Source organism: Pleomorphomonas diazotrophica (assembly GCF_002844595.1).
Classification (GTDB): domain Bacteria; phylum Pseudomonadota; class Alphaproteobacteria; order Rhizobiales; family Pleomorphomonadaceae; genus Pleomorphomonas; species Pleomorphomonas diazotrophica.
Genome location: NZ_PJNW01000014.1, coordinates 74052 through 99559, shown reverse-complemented (window position 1 = coordinate 99559; position 25508 = coordinate 74052). Strand labels below are relative to the sequence as shown.

General features: G+C 66.6%; 18 protein-coding genes. 7 read left to right on the top strand and 11 right to left on the bottom strand.

The window, feature by feature from the left end:
• Positions 1-146 precede the first annotated feature (146 nt).
• Complete coding sequence (locus CXZ10_RS16415; protein WP_101290441.1) at positions 147-1172, bottom strand: LacI family DNA-binding transcriptional regulator; 1026 nt, start codon at positions 1170-1172, stop codon at positions 147-149.
• 148 nt (positions 1173-1320) lie between these two features.
• Positions 1321-2259, bottom strand: a complete 939-nt coding sequence (locus CXZ10_RS16410) for an SMP-30/gluconolactonase/LRE family protein (RefSeq protein WP_101290440.1) — start codon at positions 2257-2259, stop codon at positions 1321-1323.
• Between the two features lie 119 nt (positions 2260-2378).
• On the opposite strand from CXZ10_RS16410, the gene CXZ10_RS16405 reads away from it, so the two are divergent.
• Both CXZ10_RS16405 and CXZ10_RS16400 read left to right on the top strand, forming a co-directional pair.
• Entirely contained in the window at positions 2379-3353 is a 975-nt protein-coding gene (locus CXZ10_RS16405) for a 2-hydroxyacid dehydrogenase (RefSeq protein ID WP_101290439.1), read from the top strand.
• Between the two features lie 196 nt (positions 3354-3549).
• A complete protein-coding gene (locus tag CXZ10_RS16400) occupies positions 3550-5568 on the top strand; it encodes a HAMP domain-containing methyl-accepting chemotaxis protein (RefSeq protein ID WP_101290438.1) in 2019 nt (672 codons plus the stop codon).
• Positions 5569-5571: 3 nt separating this feature from the next.
• Here CXZ10_RS16400 and ccmB read toward each other — a convergent pair whose 3' ends face one another.
• Both ccmB and ccmA read right to left on the bottom strand, forming a co-directional pair.
• Positions 5572-6240 carry a heme exporter protein CcmB gene (gene ccmB / locus CXZ10_RS16395; protein WP_101290437.1) on the bottom strand — a complete coding sequence of 223 codons (669 nt, stop codon included), beginning with the start codon at positions 6238-6240 and terminating at the stop codon, positions 5572-5574.
• Positions 6240-6881 carry a heme ABC exporter ATP-binding protein CcmA gene (gene ccmA / locus CXZ10_RS16390; RefSeq protein ID WP_244617131.1) on the bottom strand — a complete coding sequence of 214 codons (642 nt, stop codon included), beginning with the start codon at positions 6879-6881 and terminating at the stop codon, positions 6240-6242. Before ccmA ends, ccmB begins: the two co-directional genes overlap by 1 nt.
• A 309-nt stretch (positions 6882-7190) precedes the next feature.
• Between ccmA and acnA the strand changes: the two genes are divergently transcribed.
• Positions 7191-9887 carry an aconitate hydratase AcnA gene (gene acnA / locus CXZ10_RS16385; RefSeq protein WP_101290436.1) on the top strand — a complete coding sequence of 899 codons (2697 nt, stop codon included), beginning with the start codon at positions 7191-7193 and terminating at the stop codon, positions 9885-9887.
• Positions 9888-9994: 107 nt separating this feature from the next.
• On the opposite strand, the gene CXZ10_RS16380 is transcribed toward acnA, so the two are convergent.
• Positions 9995-11275, bottom strand: a complete 1281-nt coding sequence (locus tag CXZ10_RS16380) for a methyl-accepting chemotaxis protein (protein ID WP_101290435.1) — start codon at positions 11273-11275, stop codon at positions 9995-9997.
• Positions 11276-11819: 544 nt separating this feature from the next.
• Here CXZ10_RS16380 and CXZ10_RS16375 point away from each other — a divergent pair.
• Positions 11820-12851 carry an aspartate-semialdehyde dehydrogenase gene (locus CXZ10_RS16375; protein ID WP_101290434.1) on the top strand — a complete coding sequence of 344 codons (1032 nt, stop codon included), beginning with the start codon at positions 11820-11822 and terminating at the stop codon, positions 12849-12851.
• 59 nt (positions 12852-12910) lie between these two features.
• Here the strand turns inward: CXZ10_RS16375 and CXZ10_RS16370 are convergent, their stop codons facing one another.
• The 4 genes from CXZ10_RS16370 to CXZ10_RS16355 form a co-directional block, all read right to left on the bottom strand.
• Positions 12911-13447 carry a GNAT family N-acetyltransferase gene (locus CXZ10_RS16370; RefSeq protein WP_244617132.1) on the bottom strand — a complete coding sequence of 179 codons (537 nt, stop codon included), beginning with the start codon at positions 13445-13447 and terminating at the stop codon, positions 12911-12913.
• A 125-nt stretch (positions 13448-13572) separates the two neighbouring features.
• On the bottom strand, positions 13573-14322 hold the full coding sequence (locus CXZ10_RS16365) for a Bax inhibitor-1/YccA family protein (protein WP_101290432.1): 750 nt from the start codon (positions 14320-14322) through the stop codon (positions 13573-13575).
• Between the two features lie 136 nt (positions 14323-14458).
• Complete coding sequence (locus tag CXZ10_RS16360) at positions 14459-17029, bottom strand: ABC transporter permease (protein WP_101290431.1); 2571 nt, start codon at positions 17027-17029, stop codon at positions 14459-14461.
• On the bottom strand, positions 17026-17721 hold the full coding sequence (locus CXZ10_RS16355; protein ID WP_101290430.1) for an ABC transporter ATP-binding protein: 696 nt from the start codon (positions 17719-17721) through the stop codon (positions 17026-17028). Before CXZ10_RS16355 ends, CXZ10_RS16360 begins: the two co-directional genes overlap by 4 nt.
• Positions 17722-17838: 117 nt before the next feature.
• Between CXZ10_RS16355 and CXZ10_RS16350 the strand changes: the two genes are divergently transcribed.
• The 3 genes from CXZ10_RS16350 to CXZ10_RS16340 are packed head-to-tail and all read left to right on the top strand — an operon-like array spanning position 17839 to position 20131.
• Positions 17839-18468, top strand: coding sequence for an arylesterase (locus CXZ10_RS16350; RefSeq protein WP_425298921.1), 630 nt, complete (start codon positions 17839-17841; stop codon positions 18466-18468).
• A 55-nt stretch (positions 18469-18523) separates the two neighbouring features.
• On the top strand, positions 18524-19057 hold the full coding sequence (locus CXZ10_RS16345) for a DinB family protein (protein ID WP_101290429.1): 534 nt from the start codon (positions 18524-18526) through the stop codon (positions 19055-19057).
• A gap of 21 nt (positions 19058-19078) precedes the next feature.
• Positions 19079-20131, top strand: a complete 1053-nt coding sequence (locus tag CXZ10_RS16340) for an aldo/keto reductase (protein WP_101290428.1) — start codon at positions 19079-19081, stop codon at positions 20129-20131.
• Position 20132: 1 nt separating this feature from the next.
• Here the strand turns inward: CXZ10_RS16340 and CXZ10_RS16335 are convergent, their stop codons facing one another.
• On the bottom strand, positions 20133-20489 hold the full coding sequence (locus CXZ10_RS16335) for a DUF2794 domain-containing protein (protein ID WP_425298922.1): 357 nt from the start codon (positions 20487-20489) through the stop codon (positions 20133-20135).
• A 129-nt stretch (positions 20490-20618) separates the two neighbouring features.
• A complete protein-coding gene (locus CXZ10_RS16330) occupies positions 20619-25361 on the bottom strand; it encodes an NAD-glutamate dehydrogenase (protein ID WP_101290427.1) in 4743 nt (1580 codons plus the stop codon).
• Positions 25362-25508: the final 147 nt, after the last annotated feature.

Sequence of the window (25508 nt, the reverse complement as noted above, 5' to 3'; positions counted from 1 at the left end):
CTGCTCCTCCGGGACGAACGTCCCTTCCCCTGCGGAGCGACACACGCCGGGGAATCGCAGTACCATAGCCCGACCAATCCAGACGGGCAAACGAAAGGATCACCAGCGGGGATGTACGATCTTGTGGCCTCAGGATCCCTGCGGCGTCACCGCCGCCGCGTCGGCACGTGCATCTCGGCGACCGCCAACTCCTGCAACTGGGTGATGTCGGTCTCGCCTTCGAGGCGGCGCAGCATCAACCGCGTCAGGCGCCGCCCGGCCTCCTGCAGCGGGAAATAGAAGCTCACCGGCGTCGGTTCGACATACTCGATCAGCCGGGTGGTGGTCGACGCGCAGAAACCGAAATCGGCGGGATCCAGCCCGATGTCGCGAAGGCCGGTCATCATGCCGAGCGAGGTGATGTCGTTGACGCAGATGAAGGCGTCGGGCGGGCTTTCCTGCACCATCAGGTCCTTGACCGAGGCGCGCGTCCGCCGAGCGGTGAGGTCGAGATCGAGGACGAGACGCGGATCGATCTCCACACCCGCCTCGGCCAGTGCCTTGCGGTAGCCACGCTGGCGATACTGCGAGAACATGAACTCGGTCGGCGGGTTGATGAGGCAGATGCGGCGGTAGCCGCTTGCCAGAAGATGCCGCACGGCGCGGTAGGTGGCGTCCTCGTCGTCGATGTCGAACCAGGCATGCGGCGTGAACAGCTCGGTGCGCCCGAAGGTGACGAAGGGGAAGTCGCGCTCCAGCAGGAAGCGGACCCGCGGATCCATCGGCAAGGTGTGATCGAAGATCAGCCCGTCGGCACGGCGCCCGTCGATGATGGTCTTCAGCGCGTCGATCGGGTCCGCGCCGGGAGCAAGCGGCACGGCGGTCACGGCGTAGCCGGCTGCCTGGGCCACTTCGTGCACGCCCTGAAGCAGGCCCACGGAGCCTGTGTCGGCGATATCGTCCGGCGGCACGGCCGACATCAGCACGCAGATGGAATAGGACAGACCGGTCCTGAGCGTCAGGCCGCCGAAGTCTCGGACGTAACCAAGCTCAGCCGCCGCCTTCTGAACCCGCTCGATGGTCTCCTTGCGGACCTCCGGCCCGTTGCGCAGCGCTCGACTGACGGTAGTAATCGACAGATCAAGGTGGCGGGCCAGACTTTTCAGATTGAGCCGAGCACGATCATCGCCCACGTTGGGTCAACTCCGGAGACTGCCAATTACCAGAGATCAATATCGATTCTGGCGGGCCTGTCGACAGTTTTCTTGATACTGAACGCCACACGGCCGCCGGTAAGCTGCAGCGAGCATCACCGCTTAGGTGATATTGCTTAGGTCACTACTACCCACGACCCAGGTGCGCCGCGCTTTCGGCCGACGGCAGCGGCCGGTTCGCCGGGTTCGCATACACGTAAACCGCGTAAAGCGACGACGTCGCGGTGATATAGAGCCGGTTGCGTTTGGGACCGCCGAAGCAAAGGTTGGACACCGTTTCGGGAATGTTGATGCGGCCGAGCAGCGTACCATCGGCGGCATAGACGCGAACGCCGTCGCCGCTGGATGTCCAGAGGTTGCCGGCCAGATCAAGGCGGAAGCCATCGAAAAAGCCAGCCTCGGAGATCGCGAACACCCGGCCCTCGCCCACCGCCTGCCCATTCTCGGCGACTCGAAAGGCATGGATGGCTGGCCTGTCGGACAGCGACGTGTTCGAGACGTATAGGACGCTCTCGTCCGGCGAGAAGGCGAGACCGTTGGGGCGGTCGATGCCGGTCACCACCGCCGTCGTCTCGCCGGTTTCGGGATCGTGGCGGTAGACGTTGCAGGCGCCGATCTCGCTTTTCGCCGCATGTCCCTCGTAGTCGCTGTCGATGCCGTAGCTCGGATCGGAGAACCAGATGCTTCCGTCCGACTTCACCACCACGTCGTTGGGGGAGTTGAGGCGCTTGCCGTCGAAGCGATCGACGACGGTTTCCCAGCGACCATCATGACCAAGACGGGAAACGCGGCGACCGCCATGCTCGCAGGCGATCACGCGGCCGAAGGCGTCGAGCGTATGACCGTTGTGGTAGCCGCAGGGATGCTCGAACACAGAGACGGCACCGCTCGTCTCGTCATAGCGCAGCACGCGGTCCTCGGGGATGTCGGACCAGAGCAAGGCCTTGGCGGCGGGCACGTAGACAGGCCCCTCCGTCCAGCGGCCGCCGGTCCACAGCCGCTCGATGGCGGCGCTGCCGATCACCAGCGACCCGAAGCGGCCGTCAAACGTGTCGTAGTCGCTCATGCTCTCCTCCTCGCCATCCTGCGGCGTCCGCCCTTCCCCGGCGTGCGGCAGGGCACTATCGTCATACGAATGGAGGGCGTCAAGGACACCTCTCAGCGCCCCAACAACCGGAGTTCGCCATGCCTGCCGTTCCGCCGCCGCGTCCGAAAGTCCTCATGGTGTCGTCGATGCCCGACTGGGATTTGGCGCCAATGCGCGAGGTTTACGACCTCGTCGATCTGCCGGCCGGCGGACCGCCCGCTCTCGCGGAAGTCGGCGACATCAAGGCCCTGGTCACCTCCGGCGGACGGGGCGCCGAAGCGGCGCTGATCGAGGCGCTGCCGGCATTGGAGCTGATCGCCGTCTATGGCGTCGGCTACGACAAGGTCGACCTTGCGGCGGCGGCGCGTCACAACGTCGCCGTCACCAACACGCCCGACGTGCTGACCGCCGACGTTGCCGACATGGCCCTGACGCTGACGCTGGCACTCGCCCGTCGCATCGTCGACGGCGACGCCTTCGTGAGATCGGGAGCCTGGACCGAGGGATCGATGTCGCTCACCGGCAGCGTCTCGGGCCGGAAGATCGGCATCGTCGGGCTCGGCCGCATCGGCGAGGCGATCGCACGCCGTTTCGCAGGCTTCGACACCGAAATCGGCTACTGGAACAGATCGCCGAAGACCTCGTCGCCCTGGCGGGCCTTTCCGACGCCGGTGGCCTTGGCCGCCTGGTCGGACATTCTGGTGGTGGCGGTGGCCGGCGGCGGCGAAACGGCAGGCCTCGTCGATGCCGCCACCATTGCCGCGCTCGGTCGCGACGGCCTTCTCGTCAACATATCCCGCGGCACCACCATCGACGAGGCGGCGTTGATCGCCGCGCTTGAAAGCAGAGCGATCGCCGGCGCCGGCCTCGACGTGTTCCTGAACGAGCCGACCATCGACCCGCGCTTCTTGCGCCTCGCCAACGTCGTGCTCTCGCCACACCAGGGCAGCGCGACCATGGCGACGCGGCAGGCGATGGGCGCATTGGTGCGGGCCAACCTCGCCGCGCATTTCGCCGGCGACGCGCTGCCGACGCCTGTTCTTGGCCGTAGTTACGAACCCAGCCTGTCGTGACTTAACATCATTTGGATATTGTTATTTTTTACAGGAAAAGAACCGGAGCCGGCTACTCCACTGTTTGGAAAACTTTAAGGGCGCCCGCTTATCATTGTTAGACACACAAGGCCGCGTGCGGGTCCGGGGACGCTTCCATGCGTCCCGGCCGGCGCGAGCAATACGGAATTGTCCGTAGACTCTGGGGGAAGAAGCGATGGCGCGTCTGTTCAACAATCTGTCCATCGGTTCAAAGGTGTTCGTGGCCTTCGCGCTGGTCATTGCACTGCTGATCGCTTGCGCCGGCCTGTCGCTCTTCTCGCTGAGTTCCTTCGAGCATTCCTTCGGCCAGCATCGCGACCGCGTCGATGAAGTCGAGCTGACCCGCGACATCGACTATGCTTTCCTCAACCTCACCGCCAAGGTCGACGCCTACCTGACGGCCGGCAGCGAAACCGCCCTGTCGGACACCAAGGCTGCTGCCGAGACGACTAGGGCCTCCATTGCCAACGCCATCAGCAAGATCGACGAGGGTGTCCGCAAGGATAACATGACGGCCATCGCCTCGCTGTTCGACACCTACAGCGCCGTGCTGACCAAGCTCGTCGACCTCAAGACCCGCCAGCAGAAGATCATTCGCGAAAGCGTCGACCCGCTTGGCGAGAAGCTGAAGAACGACATGCTGTTCTTCTCCTCCAAGGTCGACAAGCTCGGCAAGCCGGCTGTCATCCCCATCGCCACCAAGGCGACGGAACAGTACAACGCCGGGCGTCTTGCGGTTTACAAGCTGCTGAACAACGGCACGGCCGACGATCTCAAGGCCGCCGACGCCGGCTTCAATGGCCTCGTTCAGCGACTCAATCTGGTGATCAAGGCGGTCGGCGAAGGACAGGAAGCTTCCCAGCTCGGCAAGGTGCTGAGGTCGGCAACCGCCTATCAGGAGGCCTATCGCCAAGCCAACCAGATCTCCACCGATCTCCGCACGCTGACCGCCAAGGACCTGCTCAATGCGTCCACGGCCATCGCCGACAAGGTGGCGGCTGTACGCTCCGCCGCCTCGGTCGAATCGACGTCCATCGGCGTTGCGACCACCGGCCTCATTGAGACCATCCGCCGCATGCTCCTGATCGTGGCCGGCATCTCGCTGGTGGGCGCCGTGGTTCTGGCCGTGGTCATCGGCCGTTCGATCTCGCGGCCAGTGGTCGCCATCTCGCGCGCCATGGAGAAGGTGTCGGACGGCGACCTCAGGACCGAGGTTCCCGGCCGCGGCCGCAAGGACGAGGTCGGCGCCATGGCCGAGGCGCTCGAGGTGTTCAAGACGAGCCTTGCCCAGGCCGCTGAAGCGCGCGCCGCCCGCGAGGCCGACGCTGCCGCGCAGGCCGAGCTCAGGCGCGCCGAGGTGCATCAGCTCGCCGACATGTTCGAGCAGACCGTCGGCGGCATCGCCTCCTCGCTGGCAGCCGCAGCCGGACAGCTCAACGGCTCGGCCCAGACGTTGTCCCAATCCTCCACCGACGTGACGCAGAAGGCGTCGACCGTGGCTGCCGCTTCCGAAGCGGCCTCTGCCGGTGTCGGCACCGTCGCCGCCGCTGCCGAGGAACTGGCATCGTCGATCGCCGAAATCGGCCGTCAGGTGAACGAATCGACCGAAGTGGCCTCGAAGGCCGTGCAGGATGCCTCGGAAACGGCCGCCAAGGTGCGCGAACTGTCGGAAGCGGCGCGCAAGATCGGCGCCGTCGTCGACCTCATCAACACCATCGCCGGCCAGACCAACCTCCTGGCGCTCAACGCCACCATCGAAGCCGCCCGCGCCGGCGAGGCCGGCAAGGGCTTCGCGGTGGTCGCCGCCGAGGTGAAGCAGCTCGCCGACCAGACCGCCAAGGCGACCAGCGAGATTGGCGCCCAGGTGGCGGCGATCCAGGCGTCGACGGCCGATTCCAGCGATGCCATCATGCGCATCACCGAGACCATCGGCCATATCTCGAAGGTATCCAACACGGTGGCCGGCTCGGTGCGCGACCAGGGCATGGCAACCCAGGAAATCGCCGATTCGGTGCAGAAGGCCGCCGAGGGCACCAGCACGGTGGCGAGCAACATCGTCAAGGTGGGCGAAGCGGCCGGCGATTCCTCGGCCGCCGCCCAGGAAGTGCTGCACGCCTCCGACGCGCTGTCGGCCCAGGCCGAGCGCCTGCAGGGTGAGCTCCAGCGCTTCCTTGCCACCATCCGGGCCGCTTGATCGTTAGTCGAGCCCATTTCTGAGCGCGGCGGCGGTGGCGATCGGCGAGATCGCCGCCGCCGTCAGCGTCAGGGCGACGATGAGCAGAAAAGGCGTACGGAAGGCCGCCGGATCGAAGGCGACGGCCGTCGCCGCCGCGACGCCGAAGATCAGCACCGGCACTGCAAAGGGCAGCACGAGGATCGGCAGCAGGAGGCCGCCGCGCCTGAGCGACACCGTCAGTCCGGCGCCGATCGCCCCGAGCAGGGTCAGCGCCGGCGTGCCGGCGAGAAGCGTCGCGACGGTGGCCAGCGTCACGTCGGCGGGCATGGCGAGCAGCAGCGACAGGAAGGGCGCCGCGACGACCAGCGGCAGGCCGGTCGCCGTCCAGTGGGCCATCACCTTGACGATCACCAAGAGCTCCAGCGACCGACCGGAGGCAATCATCAGGTCGAGAGCGCCATCGTCGCGATCGGCCTCGAACAGCCGATCGAGGCCGAGCAGCGTGGCAAGCAGCGCACCGATCCACAGGATGGCCGGACCGAGACGGGACAGAAGGTTGAGATCCGGACCGATGGCAAAGGGGAAGGTCGTCACCACGATCAGGTAGAACAGGACGCCCATCAAGGCGCCGCCGCCGATGCGCACGGACAGGCGCAACTCGCGGACATAGAGGGCGGCGAGCGGCGACATCAGGCAATCTCCCCGGCGACGAGACGAAGCGGGCGGGCGCCGGCAAGGCCGATGGCGAGATGGGTGGCGGCGACGATCGCGCCGCCGCGCTCGACATGGCCGGTCATCAGCCCGACGAGGCTCGCCTCCGAGGCGGCGTCGAGCGCGGCGGTCGGTTCGTCGAGCAGCCAGAGCGGTCGCCGCACCGCGATGAGGCGGGCGATGGCAAGGCGCCGCCGCTGTCCGGCCGACAGATAGGCGGCCGGCAGGGTTGCTATATCGAGCAGGCCCACGGCGTCCAACGCCGTGTCCACCGGTGCGCCACCGTCGGCGCCCAGGTAGTCTCGCCAGAAGGCAAGGTTCTCGCCGACCGTCAGGGCCGGCTTCACCGCGTCGCGATGGCCGAGATAGTGGACGTGAGGGCCGATCTCCTCGGGCTCGGTGACGCCGTCGGCGACGAGGCGGATCGAACCGCTCGCCGGCCGACCAAGCCCGGCAAGCGTCCGGAGCAAGGTCGATTTGCCGACGCCGTTCGGCCCAGTAACCAGAACCGCCTCGCCTCCGGCCACCTCGAACTCAATGCCCTCGATCACCCGCCGGCCGCCACGGTCGACGCCGAGCGCCTCTACGACGAGACGAAAAGGCTGAAAGGGGCGGTTCACGGATATCTCCGGCATGAGCAATATCTTTTCCCAATAGAGCATCGCGGCCAAAGGCGTAAGCCGCTTTCGGCTCGCCATCGACCGAACGGACGCAGACGATGGAATGAAGCCCCATGTGGTAGAATTTCGTACGCAAGGTCTGGTGAGCCGGCGCCTTATTCTCTATAAGGCGCAAGGAAGTCTCCGGTCGTCATGACCATTACGTAAACGTCAACAGCTCGCTGGTGGCGAGGTCCCTGCCCGAGCGGATGCGGCGCCGCCGCCGTCCACCCCGGCAAGGCGCCCCCGGCATTGAAAAGGGGCCCGCGCATGCCGTCGCTCGACAGCTTCAAGTCCAGGAGAGAACTTCAGGTCGGCTCGAAGACCTACGTCTACTACGACCTGAAGGCAGCGGAGGAGAACGGCCTTGCCGGCGTCTCGCGCCTGCCGGTGTCGCTGAAGGTGATCCTCGAAAACCTGCTGCGCTTCGAGGATGGCCGGTCGGTGACCCAGGTCGACATCCGCGCCATGGCCGCCTGGCTCGAGAACAAGGGCAAGATCGACAAGGAGATCGCCTACCGCCCCGCCCGCGTGCTGATGCAGGACTTCACTGGCGTTCCGGCTGTCGTCGACCTCGCGGCGATGCGCGACGCCATGGTCACGCTCGGCGGCGACCCCCGCAAGATCAACCCGCTCGTTCCCGTCGACCTCGTCATCGACCACTCCGTGGTGGTCGACTATTTCGGCAGCACCTCGTCGCTGGCCCAGAACGTCGCCCGCGAGTACGAGCAGAACGTCGAGCGCTACAATTTCCTGAAGTGGGGCCAGAACGCCTTCCACAATTTCCGCGTCGTGCCGCCGGGCACCGGCATCTGCCATCAGGTCAACCTTGAATACCTGGCGCAGACGGTGTGGACCAACGAGGAAGACGGCGTCACCTACGCCTATCCCGATACCTGCGTCGGCACCGACAGCCACACCACCATGGTCAACGGTCTTGCCGTGCTCGGCTGGGGCGTCGGCGGCATCGAGGCCGAGGCCGCCATGCTCGGCCAGCCGGTCTCCATGCTGATCCCCGAGGTGATCGGCTTCAAGCTGACCGGCAAGGTGACCGAGGGCGTCACCGCCACCGACGTGGTGCTGACGGTCACCCAGATGCTGCGCAAGAAGGGAGTCGTCGGCAAGTTCGTGGAATACTTCGGCCCCGGCCTCGACAGCCTGACGCTGGCCGACCGCGCCACCATCGCCAACATGGGTCCGGAATACGGCGCCACCTGTGGCTTCTTCCCCGTCGACGCCGAGACCATCCGCTACCTCAAGTTCTCCGGCCGCGCCGACGACCGCGTCGCCCTGGTCGACGCCTACGCCCGCGCTCAGGGCGTCTACCGCACCGCCGACACGCCCGACCCCGAGTTCACCGACATCCTGGAGCTCGACCTCTCCACCGTCGTTCCCTCCCTGGCCGGCCCCAAGCGGCCGGAGGGCCGGGTGTCGCTCAGCGCCGCCAAGGCCGGTTTCACCGCCGCCATGGAGACCGAGTACAAGAAGCTCACGGACATCGGCAGTCGCTATCCGGTCGAGGGCGGCAACTTCGACCTTGGCCACGGTGACGTGGTAATCGCTGCCATCACCTCCTGCACCAACACCTCCAACCCGAGCGTGCTGGTGGGCGCCGGCCTTCTCGCCCGCAAGGCGCGCCAGAAGGGCCTCAGCGTCAAGCCCTGGGTGAAGACGTCGCTGGCGCCGGGCTCGCAGGTCGTCGCCGAATATCTCAGCCAGTCCGGCCTGCAGACGGACCTCGACGCCCTCGGCTTCAACCTCGTCGGCTTCGGCTGTACCACCTGTATCGGCAACTCCGGCCCGCTGCCGGAGCCGATTTCCAAGGCGATCAACGACAACGGCATCGTCGCCGCCGCCGTGCTTTCCGGCAACCGCAACTTCGAGGGCCGCGTCAGTCCCGACGTGCAGGCCAACTATCTCGCCTCGCCGCCGCTGGTCGTCGCCTATGCGCTGGCCGGCAGCGTTCAGAGGGATCTGGCGACCGAGCCGCTCGGCTTCGGCGTCGACGGCGAGCCCGTCTACCTCCGCGACATCTGGCCGTCGAGCAAGGAGGTGAACGAGACCATTTCGGAGTTCATCACCGCCGAGATGTTCAAGGAAAAGTATGCCGACGTGTTCAAGGGCGATGCCCGCTGGCGCGCCGTCGAGGCGGGGATCGGCCAGACTTACGGCTGGAATGCCGGCTCGACCTATGTGCAGAACCCGCCTTATTTCGCCGGCATGACCATGACGCCGCCGCCGGTCACCGACATTGTCGGCGCCCGGGTCCTCGGCCTGTTCGGCGACAAGATCACTACCGACCACATCTCGCCGGCCGGTTCGATCAAAGTGGCGAGCCCCGCCGGCCAGTATCTCACCGGCCATCAGGTGCGTCCGGCCGACTTCAACCAGTACGGCACGCGGCGTGGCAACCATGAAGTGATGATGCGCGGCACTTTCGCCAACATCCGCATCAAGAACAACATGGTGAAGGACGACGCCGGTAACGTGGTCGAGGGCGGCTGGACCGTCCATCATCCCTCGGGTGACCGCATGTACATCTATGACGCGGCGATGCGCTACAAGGAAGAGGGCGTGCCGCTGGTCGTCTTCGCCGGCGTCGAGTATGGCAATGGCTCGTCGCGCGACTGGGCGGCCAAGGGCACCAACCTCCTGGGCGTCAAGGCGGTGATCGCCGAGAGCTTCGAGCGCATCCACCGCTCCAACCTGGTCGGCATGGGCATCGTTCCCCTGACCTTCGAGGAAGGGACGAACTGGCAGAGCCTCGGGCTGACAGGCAACGAGACGGTGACCATCGAAGGCATCGCCAACGTCAAGCCGCGTCAGACTCTGACCGCGAAGATCACCCGGGCCGACGGCGCCGAGATCGACGTGCCGCTCCTTTGCCGCATCGATACGCTGGACGAGCTCGACTACTACAAGAACGGCGGCATCCTGCACTACGTGCTGCGCCAGCTCGCCGCCTGACGGTGGCCTTTCGGCCGGCTTCGCCAAGCCGGCCGACTTTCACCGCTATAGCAAAAAGGCCCATCCGCACGAGGATGGGCCTTTCTTTTTCGGTTCCTTTGAGGCGCTTACGCCCGCTTCACGCCTTGCAGGAAGCGATCGACGGTGGAGCGCAGGCCGCCGGCTTCGCCGGACAGTGCCTTGGCCGAGGTCAGCACCGCCTCGGCCGCCTTGCGCGTCTCCACCGAGGCATGGGCGACGCCGCCCGTGTTGACCGATACCTTCTGGCTCGCCGCCGACGCCTGCTGGATGTTGCTGGCGATGGCCTCCGTGGCGCGCGACTGCTGTTCCACCGCCGCGGCGATGGCGCCGGCGATCTCGTTGATCTCGCCGATGCGCGTGGCGATGCCGCCGATCGCCCCGACCGCCTGTGTCGTCGCGGCCTGGACGGCGCCGATCTGGGCGCCGATCTCGTCGGTGGCGCGCGTCGTCTGGTTGGCCAGCGCCTTCACCTCCTGGGCGACGACTGCAAAGCCGCGCCCCGCTTCGCCGGCCCGCGCCGCCTCGATGGTGGCATTGAGCGCCAAGAGGTTGGTCTGGCTGGCGATGCCGTTGATGAGGCTGATCACCTCGCCGATCTTGGCCGAGCTTTCCGCCAGGCCCTTGACGATCTCGTTGGTGTGACGCGCCTCCTCATTGGCAGCGCTGGAAATGCTGCTCGACTGATGAACCTGCCGGCCGATCTCGGCGATCGACGCCGACAGCTCTCCCGCCGATTCGGCGACGATGCCGACAGCCGCCGACACCTGTTCGGATGCGGCGGTCAGCTCGGTGAGCTGGCGGTTGGTCTGGTCGGCCGAGCCCGACATCGCCTGCGACGAGGATTCGAGCTGGTCGGCAACCTGCCCCACCGTGCCGAGCGCCGTCGATACGTTGCGGTCGAACTCGGCGGTGAGCTGCTGCAGGGCGGAGGCCTTGGCGCTACGCGCCTCGTCCTCGCGCCGCGCCTCACGTTCGCGCAAGGCATCCGAGAGGTCGGCGAGGTTGGTGAGCACCACAGGCCGGCCGTCGACCTTGGATAGGATCAGCGTGACGAGAACGGGAAACTCGGTGCCGTCGGCGCGCCGGTGCATCCACTCGAAGCGCTTGTAGCCGGTGGTCATGGCCTCGCGGATCATTGCTTCGGACTTGGCGCCCGACGGCTGGCCGTCCGGCTGCTTGGGCGGCGAAAGCGCGGCCGGCGTGCTGGCGGTCAGGGCGCTCTTCGACGACGAGCCGAACATCTTCACCGCAGCGGCGTTGCACTCGATGAACTTGCCATCGGCAATGACCATGATCGCATCTGGTGTGCTGTCGAAGAAATTGATCTTGAGCTTCTCGGAAGAAGTTCTGCGTCCGAACAGGGACATGCTCGCCTCGCCTTGAAATCCGTTTTCCCGCCCGCGGGAGTCACCACGAGGTCTACAACCGGACAGTAAAGGATTGCTTGTTTTGCGGCCTTCGCCCTGCCTGTTCCTCCTAAGTGGTATTGCGGATCAGCGGTTGATTAACTTGGAGAAATAAACCGGGCAGCGACTTGCCAGCCAAGCCCGAAGCGGGCGAGCCGCTCCGGAAATCCGCCTCGATTCGTCTTGACCGGCTCGACCCTTTCAGCCATAAAGCCCGGCATTCGAGAGAGGAATGGTCCATGTCGCTCGCGAATGGTTCCCGTCAGGCGGTCTTGGCGCTGGGTTGCAACCCGGCCGGGCTTGTCATGACGAAAACGGCGACGACGAAAACGACCACGACGTGATCGACGCTTCCTCGCCCCGTACCGTCCTCCTCGGGGTCAGGGGAGGCGGAAGGTGGCCTCCTCGAACGTCTCCCTGACAGACTGAAGAGCGACCGGCCGCCAAAGAAGGCGGGGGGCGGCTTTTACGGCTGAGAGCCACACTTTCAGAAGGTCAGTCCAACATGGGTTACAAGGTCGCTGTGGTCGGTGCCACCGGAAACGTGGGCCGCGAAATGCTTTCGATCCTCGCCGAGCGCGGCTTTCCCGCCGACGAGGTGATTGCCGTCGCCTCGCGCCGGAGCCAGGGCACCGAGGTGTCGTTCGGCGACAAGACGCTGAAGGTGCAGGCGCTCGAGCACGTCGACTTCTCCGACGTCGACATCTGCGTCATGTCGGCCGGTGGCTCGATCTCCAAGGAATGGTCGCCGAAGATCGGCGCCCAGAAGTGCGTCGTCATCGATAACTCCTCGGCCTGGCGCTACGACGAGGACGTGCCGCTGGTCGTGCCGGAGGTGAACGCCGACGCGGCCGCCGGCTTCACCAAGAAATACATCATCGCCAACCCGAACTGTTCCACCGCCCAGCTCGTCGTGGCGCTGAAGCCGCTGCACGACAAGGCGAACATCAAGCGGGTCGTCGTCTCCACCTACCAGTCGGTGTCCGGCGCCGGCAAGGACGCGATGGACGAGCTGTTCACCCAGACCCGCGCCATCTTCGTCTCCGACCCGGTCGAGCCGAAGAAGTTCCCGAAGCGCATCGCCTTCAACCTCATCCCGCATATCGACGTCTTCATGGAGGACGGCTTTACCAAGGAAGAGTGGAAGATGACGGCGGAGACCAAGAAGATCCTCGACCCGAAGATCAAGCTGACCGCCACCTGCGTGCGCGTGCCAGTGTTCGTCGCCCATTCGGAGGTGGTCAACATCGAGTTCGAGAACGCCATCACCGCCGACGAGGCCCGCTCGATCCTGCGCGAGGCCCCTGGCTGTCTGGTCGTCGACAAGCATGAGCCCGGCGGCTACATCACCCCCTATGAGGCGGCCGGCGAAGACGCCACCTATATCTCCCGCATCCGCGAGGACATCACGGTCGAGAACGGCCTCACCATGTGGGTGGTTTCCGACAACCTCCGCAAGGGCGCCGCGCTCAACGCCGTGCAGATCGCCGAGGTACTGATCAACCGCGGCCTCCTGAAGCCCAAGAAGGCCGCCTGAGCCACTTGGTTGCATGTGCCAGCCGCCGCGGGATCCCTCGCGGCGGCTTTTCTTTGGGCTCAGCTCCGCGACAGCTCCCCTGGCACCGAATGCTCGCCGTCGCCGAGCGACCGTTGCATCACCACCTGATCGAGCCAACGGTCGAACTTGTAGCCGAGCGCCGGCGCGACGCCGACCAATGTGAAGCCGAGGGCGGCGTGCAGCTTGCGCGAACCGATGTTGTCGCTATCGCCGATGATCGCAATCATCTGCCGGAAGCCGCGCCGGGCGCAGTCGTCGATCAATGCCTGGAGAAGGCGCTTGCCGATGCCCTGCCCCTGGCGGGCGGGATCGACGTAGATCGAATTCTCCACCGTGTAGCGGTAGGCAAGGCGCGGCCGGTAGGCGCTGGCGTAGGAATAGCCGGCAAGGGCGCCGCCCATTTCCGCGATGAGATAGGGATAACCGCCGCCGATGATGGCCTCGAAGCGCCTCAGCATCTCCGCCTCGGTCGGCGGTTCGAGCTCCCAGGAGGCCGTGCCGGTGCGAACGGACTCCTGGTAGATGGATGCAATGGCGGGAAGGTCGGCAGGGCGGGCGGGACGAATGGTCAGCATGATCAAACCCGAAAGCATGAAAACATATGCGGGTTCTAGATCGCACGCCAGAGCCCTCGCCTCAAACGAAAACGGCGCCGGGAAACCCGACGCCGTCTTTTTGATCAGGACGTTATCGACCCGCGTCAGCGACGCTCGCCCATCAGGCGCAGCAGCATGATGAACAGGTTGATGAAGTCCATGTAGAGGTTAAGGGCGCCCATGATCGCCTTGCGGCCGGCGGTCGTGCGGTCGTCGCCCTCGTAATACATCTCCTTGATGGTCTGCGTGTCGTAGGCGGTCAGGCCGGCGAAGATGCCGACGCCGAGCACCGAGATGGCGAACTCCATCGCCGACGACTGCATGAAGATGTTGACCAGCGAGGCGATGATCAGACCGAACAGCCCCATGATCAGGAACGACCCCATGGCGCTGAGATTGCGCTTGGTCGTGTAACCATAGAGGCTGAGGGCGGCGAAGGCGGCGGCGGAGATGAAGAACACCTGCGTGATCGACTGCTGGGTGTAGACCAGGAAGATCGACGACAGCGACAGGCCCATCAGCGCCGCGAAGGCCCAGAACAGGCCCTGCGCCACCGGCATCGACAGTTTCTGGATGCCGAAGGAGAACACGAGCACAAGGCCGATGGGGGCCAGCATCACCAGCCACTGCAACGGGCTCGTGTAGAGCGCAACGCCGAAGGAGCTGAGCGTGATGGGATCCCAGCTCGCCACCGCCGCATTGGCGGTGAAGGCTGCAACGCCGCCGGTCACGGCGAGGCCGATCGCCATGTAGTTGTAGACCGACAGCATGTAGCTGCGGAGACCCTGATCGATCTCCGCGGAGTAGGCCCGGGAACCGTAACCCGAGGGGATATTGCGTTCAGGGAATGCCATAGGGCGTCGATCCTTCTTTCGGAAAATGCCAAGTCGCGGGAAAGGCGAGCCTCCCCTCGCTCGAAGAGACAATATGGGCATATGCCGGATAAAGCTCAAGGGCGTGACCGGGGCAGCCCCCGAACATGACGAAGATTTAAAGATTCCTGAGGACTGGCGCCGCCTTGGCCGACAGGGCCCGGAAGGTGCCGAGCAGGCCGAGGCCGATGGTGAGGAGAAGCGCCAGAGACACCGCGCCGAGCGCCACCCAAGGACTGAGGTCCACCGGCACGTCCATGATGCCGCGCAGAATGCCCCAGGCGGCCACCGCGCCGGCGGCAAGCGCGAAGATAGCCGTGAGAAACCCGAGCGCCGCGTATTCCAGCGCAAAAGCCAGAAGAACGCGGGCGCGCGTCGCCCCGAAAGTCTTGAGCAGGACGGCGTCATAGACGCGCTGGCGATGACCGGAAGCCAGCGCCCCGGCCAGAACCAGCACCGAAGCGGCAAGCGCGATGGACGCGGCGGCGCGGATCGCCAATGTCAGCGACCCCACCAGATCGTTGACGGTGGCCAGCACGTCCTTGACCCGGACCATGGTGGCCGTCGGGAAGTCGGCGACCACCGCCCTGATCAGCCGCCCTTCGCTTTGCCGGTCGGCTCCGGGATCGCCGCTGGTCGGCAGTGCCGCCGTGGAGAGCACCGAATACGGGGCGCCGGCGAAGGTGTTGGGAGAGAAGACCATCACGAAGTTGATGGAAAGCGACTGCCACTCCACTTTGCGCGTGCTGGCCACCTTGGCGGTGATCTCGCGGCCGAGCACGCTGACGGTGACCGTGTCGCCGATCTTGAGGCCGAACTCGTGCGCCAACTCGTCCTCGAAAGAGACCAGCGGTTCACCGGAATAGTCCTTGGGCCACCAGGCGCCGGAAGCGAGCGTCGAGTTGGCCGGCGGCTCGGCCGATATGGTGATGCCGCGATCACCGGACAGCGCCCAGCGGGCGCTCTCGGGCGCGTCGATCCTGTCGACCGGCTTTCCCTTCAGCGCGGTGATGCGGCCGCGCAGCATCGGCACGGTCTCCAGCGTGGTGCCTGGCACGGTCGCCTCCACCAGCCGGGCGAAGGCGTCGAGCTCGTTGGAGCGGATGTCGAGCGCGAAGAAGGTGGGGGCCTTTTCCGGCAGCGTCGAGGTGAGCTGTCGCCTGAGCCCGGTGTCGATCAGCGCCAGCGTCACCATCAGCGTCAGTCCAAGGCCGAGGGACAGCACGACCGACAGCGTCAGGCCGCCGCGACGGTGGATGTTGCGCAGGGCCAGGCGGAACTCGGCCGAACCGACCGCCGGAAGCCGGCCGGCAAGGCGGCGGATCAGGCCCGCCACTCCGGTCAGCACCAGGAAGATCGCCGCCATCGACAGCACGAAGATCACCGCCACGAAGCGGTCTGCGGCCGAGACGATGGCCAGCGCAGCAAGAAGCACCACCGCGAGCACTGTCGCCGCGACATAGGTCCGGCGCCGCAGACGCCGTTCGGGAGCCACCTTTTCGCGAAACAGCGCACTGACCGGCACGTCGTGCGCCCGGCCGAGCGACCAGATGGCGAAGGCGAAGGCGGTGAGAAAGCCATAGCCGGCGGCGAGCAACAGTTCGCCCGGATAGATCCCGATCTCGATCGGCAGCTCCAGCGCCGCGGCGATCAGTCCGCCGGCAAACAGCGGCGGCACGAGCCCCAGGGCGAGACCGAGCACCACGCCGATCCCGGCGATGACCGCGATCTCGATCAGGTAGACCGCGACCACGAAGCCACCCGGGGCGCCAACCGCCTTCAGCGTGGCGATGGTATCGCGCTTCCTGTCGATGAAGGCCTTCACCGCGTTGGTGACGCCGACGCCGCCGACGATCAGCGCGGTGAGGCCGACCAGCGTCAGGAACTGCGAGAAACGGTCGACATTGCGTTCAAGGCCCGGCGCCGCGTCGAGTCGGGAGGAAACGGTCCGGCCGCTATCCGACTGGGCCGCCTTGATCTCGGCAGCCGCCGCGGCCACGACGTCGTCGGACGTGCCATCGGGCAGGGCAAGGCGAATAGTGTTGGCGACGAGGCTGCCGGGCTGCACGATATCGGTCGCCGCCAGCGCCGCTCGGCTCATCATGACGCGCGGCCCGTAGGCGACGCCGGTGCCGACCTGGTCGGACTCCTTTTCGATCAGCCCCCGTACCTCGGCCGTCGCCCGGCCGATGGCGATGCGGTCGCCGACCTTGACGTCGAGCCGGTCGGCGAGGATCGGCTCGATGACGACACCGATCGAGCCATCCGCGCCCGGCGCCAGGGCGTCGGCGAGCCGGCCGCCACCTTCGAGGCGCAGTTCGCCAGCCAGCGGATAGGCATCGTCCACCGCCTTGATGCGGGCGAGCGCCTGCGTCTCGCCGTCGATGCGCCGCGCCATGGAGTTGACCAGTGTCACCGTCGACAGGCGGCCGCGCGCGCCGAGGCTTGCCACCAGTTCCTCGGGCGGGACCTCGCCGCCGAAGCGGACGGCGATGTCGCCACCGAGAATCTCCCGGCCCTGCAAGGAAATGCCTTCGGTGATCGCCCGGCTGGTCGAACCGACGGCGGCAATGGCGGCAACGCCGAGTGCGATGGCGGCGATGAAGATGCGAAAGCCCGCAAGACCGCCGCGCGCTTCACGGGCGGCGAGGCGAAGGGCGACCCGCCAGCCCGGCGAGCGGCCGCTCACGGCACTACCCCGGCCGAGACGTCCTCGACGATTTCGCCGGAGCGCATGCCGATACGGCGATCGCAGGCGTCGGCGAGCGCCCGGTCGTGAGTGACCAGAACGAGCGTCGCCCCGCGTCGCGCCCGCGCCTCGAACATCAGACGGATGATGTCGCGGCCGGTGTCGGCGTCGAGGTTGCCCGTCGGCTCGTCGGCGATGAGGATCGACGGTTCGGGTGCGAGGGCCCGGGCGATGGCAACGCGCTGCTGCTCGCCACCCGACAGCTCCGCTGGGTGGTGGTCGAGCCTGTGCCCGAGGCCGACCGCTTCGAGCTCGGCCCGCGCCCGCGCGAACGCATCGCGCCGGCCGCTGAGCTCGAGTGGCACCGCCACGTTCTCCAGCGCCGTCATGGTCGGCATCAGATGAAACGACTGGAAGACGATGCCGACTGAACGCCCGCGAAAGCGGGCGAGCGCATCTTCGTCCATGCGATCGAGCCGTTCGCCACCCACCATGACGGCGCCGTCGTCCACCCGCTCGAGGCCGGCGAGCACCATCAACAGCGTCGATTTCCCCGAGCCGGACGGCCCGACGATGCCGACGCTGGTGCCGGGCTCGATGGAAAAGGAGAGGTGTTTCAGGATGTGGACGCGGGCAGCGCCGCTGCCAAGGCTGAGATCGACCTCAGAAAGAGCTATGGCGGGATCTGGCAAGGGCGAGCTTTCGTTCTGGCGGTTCAGGCATACGTGACGTCGGCAGGGCTTGCCGAAGAAAGCCCGAGCCTGTCATATGGTTGGCTCGGAAACCATTGCAAGCCGGGTCAAAAGGCCGTGAGACATCGGATATTCCTGTTCGTTCTCGCCTGCTTCGCCGGCCTGGTCGGCGCGGAGGCCAAGCCCATGCGTATCGTCGCGCTCGGCGACAGCCTCACCGCCGGCTATGGCGTTCTCGGTCAGGAGGCCTTTCCCGATCGGCTGGAGGCGGCGCTCGTCAAGCGCGGCCATGACGTCGACATCGTCAACGCCGGCGTCTCCGGCGACACGGTGGCCGACGGCCTTGCCCGTCTCGACTGGGCGCTGGCCGACGGCGCCGACGGCGTCATCGTCGAGCTCGGCGCCAACGACATGCTGCGCGGCCACGACCCCGCGCTCGTCCGCGACAGTCTCGACGAACTGCTGTCCCGGCTGAAGGACACCCATGTGCCGGTGCTTCTTGCCGGCATGCGGGCAGCGCCCAACCTCGGCGCCGACTATGCCGCCCGCTACGATCCGATCTTTCCCGAACTCGCGGAAAAACACGGCGCTCTTCTCTATCCCTTCTTCCTCGACGGTGTCGCCGGCGATGCCAGCCTCAATCAGGCCGACCGCATGCATCCCAACGCCGCCGGAGTCGACGTGATCGTCGAGCGCATCCTTCCTTCGGTCGAGGCGCTGATCGAACGGATCAAGAGCGGGAGCTAGCCAGGGACGCGGCGTGGAGGCATCCTGAGGCAGACGGCCGGCTGGGAGAACCATCGTGAGCAGCCTCGACCATTTCCGCCTGATGGCACCTTACAATGCCTGGATGAACGCCAGGGTCTACGATGCTGCCGAGCGGCTGACGGCCGACGATCTTGCCCGTGACCGCGGCGCCTTCTTCGGCTCCATTCTCGGCACGCTCAACCATCTCGCGGCTGCCGATCTCATCTGGCTCGGCCGACTGGCCGCCCATCCGCCATTGTCTGGCCGCATCGAACTCGCCGGCCTGCCGCAGCCGACCGGCATACGCTTCATCGTCTCCGATGAGCTTGCTGGCCTGCGGCCGATCCGCGAGCGCATCGACCGGGTGATCGTCGGCTTCGTCGACGGCCTGACCGAGGCCGACCTCGTGGGAACGCTCGCCTATCGGCGCGTCGACGGGACGGCGCATCGCAAGCTGCTGTCGTCGGTGCTGTCGCACGTCTTCAATCACCAGACCCATCATCGCGGCCAGGTCACCACGCTGCTCTCCCAGGCCGGCATCGACGTCGGCGTCACCGACCTCCTGGCGCTCATCCCCGACATCGACTGATCTATACAAAGAAAGCTTCTCATGCAGAAACGACGCCTCGGCCGCTCGGATCTCTTCGTCACACCCATCTGCCTGGGCACCATGACCTATGGCGAGCAGACAGGCCGGGACGAGGCCTTCGCCATCCTCGACCGTGCCGTCGCCTTCGGCATCGATTTCCTCGACGCCGCCGAAATGTACCCGGTGCCGCCCAAGCGCGAGACGCAAGGCGCGACCGAGACGATCATCGGCGACTGGCTCGCCGGGCGCGGCCGGCGCAACGACATTGTCCTCGCCACCAAGGTCTGCGGCCGCAGCGCCAGCGACTGGTTTCGCGACGACGGCTCGCCGACCCGGCTCACCCGGAGCCAGATCTTCGAGGCGGTGGAAAAATCGCTTCGCCGGCTCAGGGTCGACCATATCGACCTCTACCAGATCCACTGGCCTGACCGCGTCGTCTCCGAGTGGGGCACCGTTCCCTCGCGCTTCAAGCCTTTCACGCCCGCTATGGACGAAACGGCCATCGAGGAAACGGCCGCCGCCTTTGCCGAGCTGATCGCTGCCGGCAAGATTCGCCACTTCGGCCTGTCCAATGAAAGCCCCTATGGCCTGATGCGCTTCATCGTGGCGGCAGAGCGGGGTATCGGACCGCGCCCAGTGTCAGTGCAGAACGCCTACAGCCTCGTCAACCGCACCTGGGAGGGCGGGCTTGCCGAGATCGCCTTGCGGGAGGAGATCGGGCTTCTCCCCTATTCGCCGCTGGCGCAGGGCTATCTCACCGGCAAGTATCGCAACGGCGCACTGCCGGAAAACAGCCGCAAGGCTCTCTTCAACCGCCTGCAACGCTATGAGAAGCCCCATGCCGACGCGGCGATCGGCGCCTATGTCGATATTGCTCACCGCTTCGGCGCCGACCCGGTGACCTTCGCCATCGCCTTTGCCATGAACCAGCCGACGGTCGCTTCGGTGATCATCGGGCCGAGCGCCGAGCAGCAGTTGAAGAGCAACCTCGCCGCCGCCGAGTTCGCCTGGACCAAGGACATGCAGGCTGCCGTCGACGACCTGCATCAGCGCTTCGGCAATCCCTGCCCTTGAGCTATTCGGCCACGGAGAGCCACGACTTGTCGATGACGCGCAGCACTCGGGCCAGCTCGGCGCCGCGCTTCAGGATCATGCCGGTCTGGGCGATCACCGAATAGGCGCCCTGCCGGCGAGCCAGTTTGGGATTCTTCTCCACCCGATAGAGCGGCACCTCCGACGACCGGCGGAAGATCGAGAAGACGGCTCGGTCGGGAAGATGATCGATGGCGTAATCGCGCCATTCGCCGACCGCCACCATGCGGCCGTAGACCTTCAGGATTTCCGAGAGTTCGTGCCGGTCGAAGGCGACATAGGGAACCTCCCGCGTCACCTGTCGGGATTCGGCTGGCGCCGGCGCGGTCCCACGCGCCAGCGCGACCAGATTTGCGGGTTCACCCGGCTCCTCGTTGATCTCGCCGCTCAAGCGCACCTCCGGCCGTGGTCGTCACGTCACCGTCATGATTGCGCCTGCCGCCTCCGAATGCAACGAGGAAACGGTCCGTCATTCGGCCAGTTCGGCAACGAGACCGGCCGCCACCGTCAGCTTGGCCACCGTCGGCGGTCCCGCCAGAAGATCACCGACGAGCTGTCTCAGGCGCCCGATGCGTGCCTCGCGCGCCGTCGTCCAGAGATCGGCTCCCCCCTCGGCGATCGCCTTGGCAACGATCCGGCGGCGGGCGGCGGCGAAGGTGCGGCGGGCGATTTCGGCCGCCTGCCCCTCGTAGAGGTCGGCAGGGCGGACCACGTCCGCCAGACGGGCGACGAGATCGGCGGCGAGCGCTTCGTCGATCGCCGTCATCACCGGCAGCACCTCGTCGACGGCGCGGCCAACCTCCTCACCGATGACGATCAGATCGAGGCTGCCAAGCTCGGCCGGCAGGCTGGCGAGACGGGCCGCCAGCGGTTCGGGCACGCCGGCGGCGACAAGCTCGGGATCGGCCACGCCGGCCGGCGCGCTGTCGCGGAAGCGTCGCACACCCGCGGCCAATCGTTCGATGGCCGAGGCAAGGCTGCCCTCCGGTTCGCCGTTCTGCGCAACCCATAGCGCGGCGTCGATGAGGAAATCGGCGACGCGGCGGCGGAGTTCCACCCAGACGGCGCCGCTGATCTTCCCTTCGAGCGCATCGATCTCGGCCGTCACGGCGTCGGTACCGAAGGCGGCGGCGGCCACGACGAGGGCACGCACCGCCGCCTCGGCGGTGACGCCCGCTTCGTCGCCAAGCCGGCTGACGAAGGTCGGCCCGGCCGCGTCCACCGCCGCACCGGCAACGCGCGTGGCGAGGATGTCGCGGGCGAGGCGATGGCCGGCAATGTCTTCGGCAAAGCGTGCCCGCATGGCTGCGGGAAAGGCGTGAGTGAGCCAATCGCCGAGTGCCGGATCGTCGATCAGCCGGCCTTCCAGCAGTTCATCGGACAGCATCAGCTTGGCATGCGCCATCAGGATGGCGGTTTCCGGTCGCGACAACGTTTCGCCGGCAGCGGCGAGACGCCCGGCCGCCGCCTCGTCGGGCAGACCCTCGCGGCGCGGATCAAGAAGCCCCCGCTCGGTGAGCATGGTCGAGAGGCGCATCAGGCGCGGCAGCTCGCCGAAGCCGCGTGCCCGTGTCACCGACAGCGCCACCACCTGCCGACGGCAAAGCCGCAACACGCCGGCGGCAACATCATCGGTCATGCCGGCGAGCAACTCGTCGCGCTCGGCCAGTGTCAGCCGGCCGGCTGCCACTGCCCGCCCGAGCGCGATCTTGATGTTGACCTCGGCATCGGACGTGGCGACTCCGCCGACGTTGTCGATGGCGTCGGAGTTGACCCGCCCGCCGTGCCGCGCGAAATCGACGCGCGCCCGTGGCGTCATGCCGAGATTGGCCCCCTCGCCAACGACGCGTGCCCTGAGATCACCGGCCGGAATGCGAACGCCGTCATTGGCGCGATCGCCGGCGTCGACATTGCTCTCGTCGTTGCCGCGCACGAAGGTGCCGATGCCGCCGAAGAACAGGAGATCGACCGGCGCCTTCAAAAGCGCGGAGACCAGTTCATCGGGGCTGAGGGCGGCGGCATCGATACCCAGCGCCGCCCGCGCCTCGGCCGACAGCGCGATGGACTTCTGTGTCCGCGGGAAGATGCCGCCGCCCGATGACAGTTTCGCCGCGTCGTAATCGGCCCAACTCGACCGTGGCAGCGCGAACAGCCGCCGCCGCTCGGTGAGCGCCGTTTTGGCGTCGGGAGTGGGATCGATGAAGATGTGCCGGTGATCGAAGGCTGCGACCAGCTTCAGGGAGGGCGACAGCAGCATGAAGTTGCCGAACACGTCGCCCGACATGTCGCCGACGCCGACGGCGGTGAGCGGATCGGCTTCGACATCGAGGTCGAGTTCGCGGAAGTGCCGCTTCACCGCCTCGAAGGCGCCGCGCGCCGTGATGCCCATCTTCTTGTGGTCGTAGCCGGCCGAGCCGCCGGACGCAAAGGCATCGGCAAGCCAGAAGCCGCGGGACAGCGCGATGCGATTGGCAACGTCGGAGAAACTGGCCGTACCCTTGTCGGCCGCCACCACCAGATATGGGTCGTCGCCGTCATAGCGGACGGTGCCGCCCGGCGGCACGATGGCATCATCGACAATGTTGTCGGTGAGATCGATCAGCGTGCCGACATAGCGCTCGTAGGCGGCGACGCCGGCCGCTGCCCGGTCTCCACCGGTGATGCGGCGGGCGACGAATCCGCCCTTGGCGCCCACCGGCACGATCACAGCGTTCTTCACCTGCTGTGCCTTGACGAGGCCGAGGATCTCGGTGCGGAAATCCTCCGGCCGGTCGGACCAGCGCAGGCCGCCGCGCGCCACCTTGCCGAAACGCAGGTGAACGCCCTCGACGTCCGGCGCATGCAGCCAGATCTCGGCGAAGGGGCGCGGTGCCGGCAGACCATCGATCCGCGCTGCATCGAACTTGAAGCCCATGACCGGATGCGGACCGCCATCCGCGCCGATCTGGAAAAAGGTGGTGCGCGTCGCCGCCTCGATCAGATTGGCGAGCCGCCTCAGAATACGGTCGTCATCGAGGATGGGCACGTCCCGGAAAGCCGTCTCGAGCTCGCCGCGCAAGGCCGCGAGCCGGGCAGCGCGGTCGCCGGCAAACGCCGGATCGAAGCGGGCCGTGAACAGGGAAACGAGAAGGGTGGCAACGCCGGCGTTGCGCACCAAGGCCTCCGCCACATAGGCATGGCCGTGGGCGAGGCCGATCTGGCCGAGATAGCGGGAAAGAGCCCGGAGCATGGCGATCTCGCGCCAGCCGAGGCCGGCGACCAGCGTCAGCGCATTGAGCCGGTCACTGTCGGCCCTGCCGAGCCAGACCGCCATGAACAGCGCCTTCAGCCGGTTGCCGTCACGGGACAGATCCACCTCGACCCCATCAGCCCGGCGAAGCGCCATGTCGTGCAATACGATGATCTCGCCGGGACGGTCGATCTCGAAGGTCTTCTCCTCGAGAACGGTGAATCCCATGGCTTCCAGCACCGGTACGCGCGCCGACAGCGGCACCGGCCCGCCACGGCTCATCAGACGCATGGAGACGCGCGGCGACGGCAGGCTGCCGCCGATGAGTTCGACGGCCGTCCAGCGGTCGCCGACGAACAGTTCGAGCAGCGCCACGTCCGCCACCGCCGTCTCGGCGTCATAGCTCGCCCGGTAGGCCTCGGGGAAGGCGCGGCCATAGAGTTCGATCAGCTTGCGACCGCGCGCCGGACCGTATTTCGCCCGGCAGGCGTCCGCGAAACCGTCGCCCCAGTTGCGGGTGATGCGGGCGACCGCCGCTTCCAGTTCGGCCTGGGCGACGGCCGGTGTCGGCCCTTCGTCGCGGCCGATGATGTAGTGGACGCGGGCAAGCGGCCCCTCCGGAAAAGCCGGATAGACCGACGAGACACGCCCGGCGAAGGCATCGGCGAGATAGTTGCCGATGGCGAGCCTGGTGTCGGTGTTGTAGCGGTCGCGCGGAACGTAGACGAGAAGAGAAACGAAGCGGTCGAACTTGTCCCGGCGGGCCAGAACGCGGATGCGCGGCCGCTCGCCGAGCTCCAGGATGGAGAGGGAGAACTCCAGGAGCGTGTCGAGATCCACCTGAAACAGTTCGTCGCGCGGGTAGCTTTCCAGGATGTTGCGCAACGCCCGACCCGAGTGGCTTTCCGGGTCGAAGCCGGCCCGAGCCATGACCGTTCCCACCTTGCGGCGAAGATAGGGAATGGAGTGGGTGGAGCGGGTATAGGCCGACGAGGTGAACAGGCCGAGCAGCCTGAGTTCGCTGATGAGGCGACCGTCGGCCTCGTAGCGCTTGATGCCGATATAGTCGAGATAGGCGTGACGATGGACGCGCGCCTTGACGTTGGCCTTGGCAATGATCAGCGGTTCGGCCTGCCTGAGAAACTCGGTTATCTCCGGCGTCACCTGGACCAGCTCGCGTCCACGGCGCAACACGCGCACCGCGGGGTCGCGCAACAGGCCATAGCCGGCGCCGGCACTCAGAAGCGCAGGGAGGTCGTCGTCCTTGCCTTCACCGACAACATACTCGCGGAGACCGAGGAAGGTGAAGTTGTCGGCGTTGAGCCAGTTCAGGAACTCGACCGCCTCGGCCACCGCCTCCGGCGGCAGCGGCGGCGGGCTGTGCCGGTAGACGTTGATCACCGACTTGACCAGAGCCTGCATGCGCGGCCAGTCGTCGACGGCGGCCCGCACTTCGGTCAGCAGGCCATCAAGCCGCGTTTCGAGCTGTGAGGCGGCGATGGCGTCGGGCAGGCGGGCGATGTGAATGTGGATGAAGCTCTCGCGGTTGGCGTCCGGATCGTCGCCGATCGACAGGAGGCGGCCGCTCATGCCGCGGACGACCGAGAGGATCGGATGCACCATCAGGCGCACTTCAATGCCGGCGTCGGTCAGCTCCTGCATCACCGAGTCGACCAGGAACGGCATGTTGTCGTTGAGAATATCGACGACCGTCACTTCCTTGCGGTGACTGGCCTCGTCATCCCAGACCGGGTTGTAGATGCGGATCGAGTGAATGCCCGGCACCCGGAGCGACAGGCTCGACATCGCCCCTTCGGCGAAGGCGACCAACTCGCTGGCCGTATAGACGACGACGTCCTCGGCCGCGCCTTTGCCGTAGAGAGACTTCAGCAGACCGGCAATTTCCGGCCGGCTGCTTTGGGCGGCCAGATCGGCCGCCTCGTCGAGGCGCGCCTCCTTCAGCACTTCCATCACGCGCTTCATCGACAACTCCCGCCGCCCCGGGCGGGCCGGCGCCTGCTACCGCGCCGCTCGGGCCGATCAGAGAAAGACGCAACTGGAAAGGCGGCGGCAAAGCCGCCGCCCGACTGCTCGGTGTCTCCAGTCAAACCCGTCCGCGCGGCGATTCCA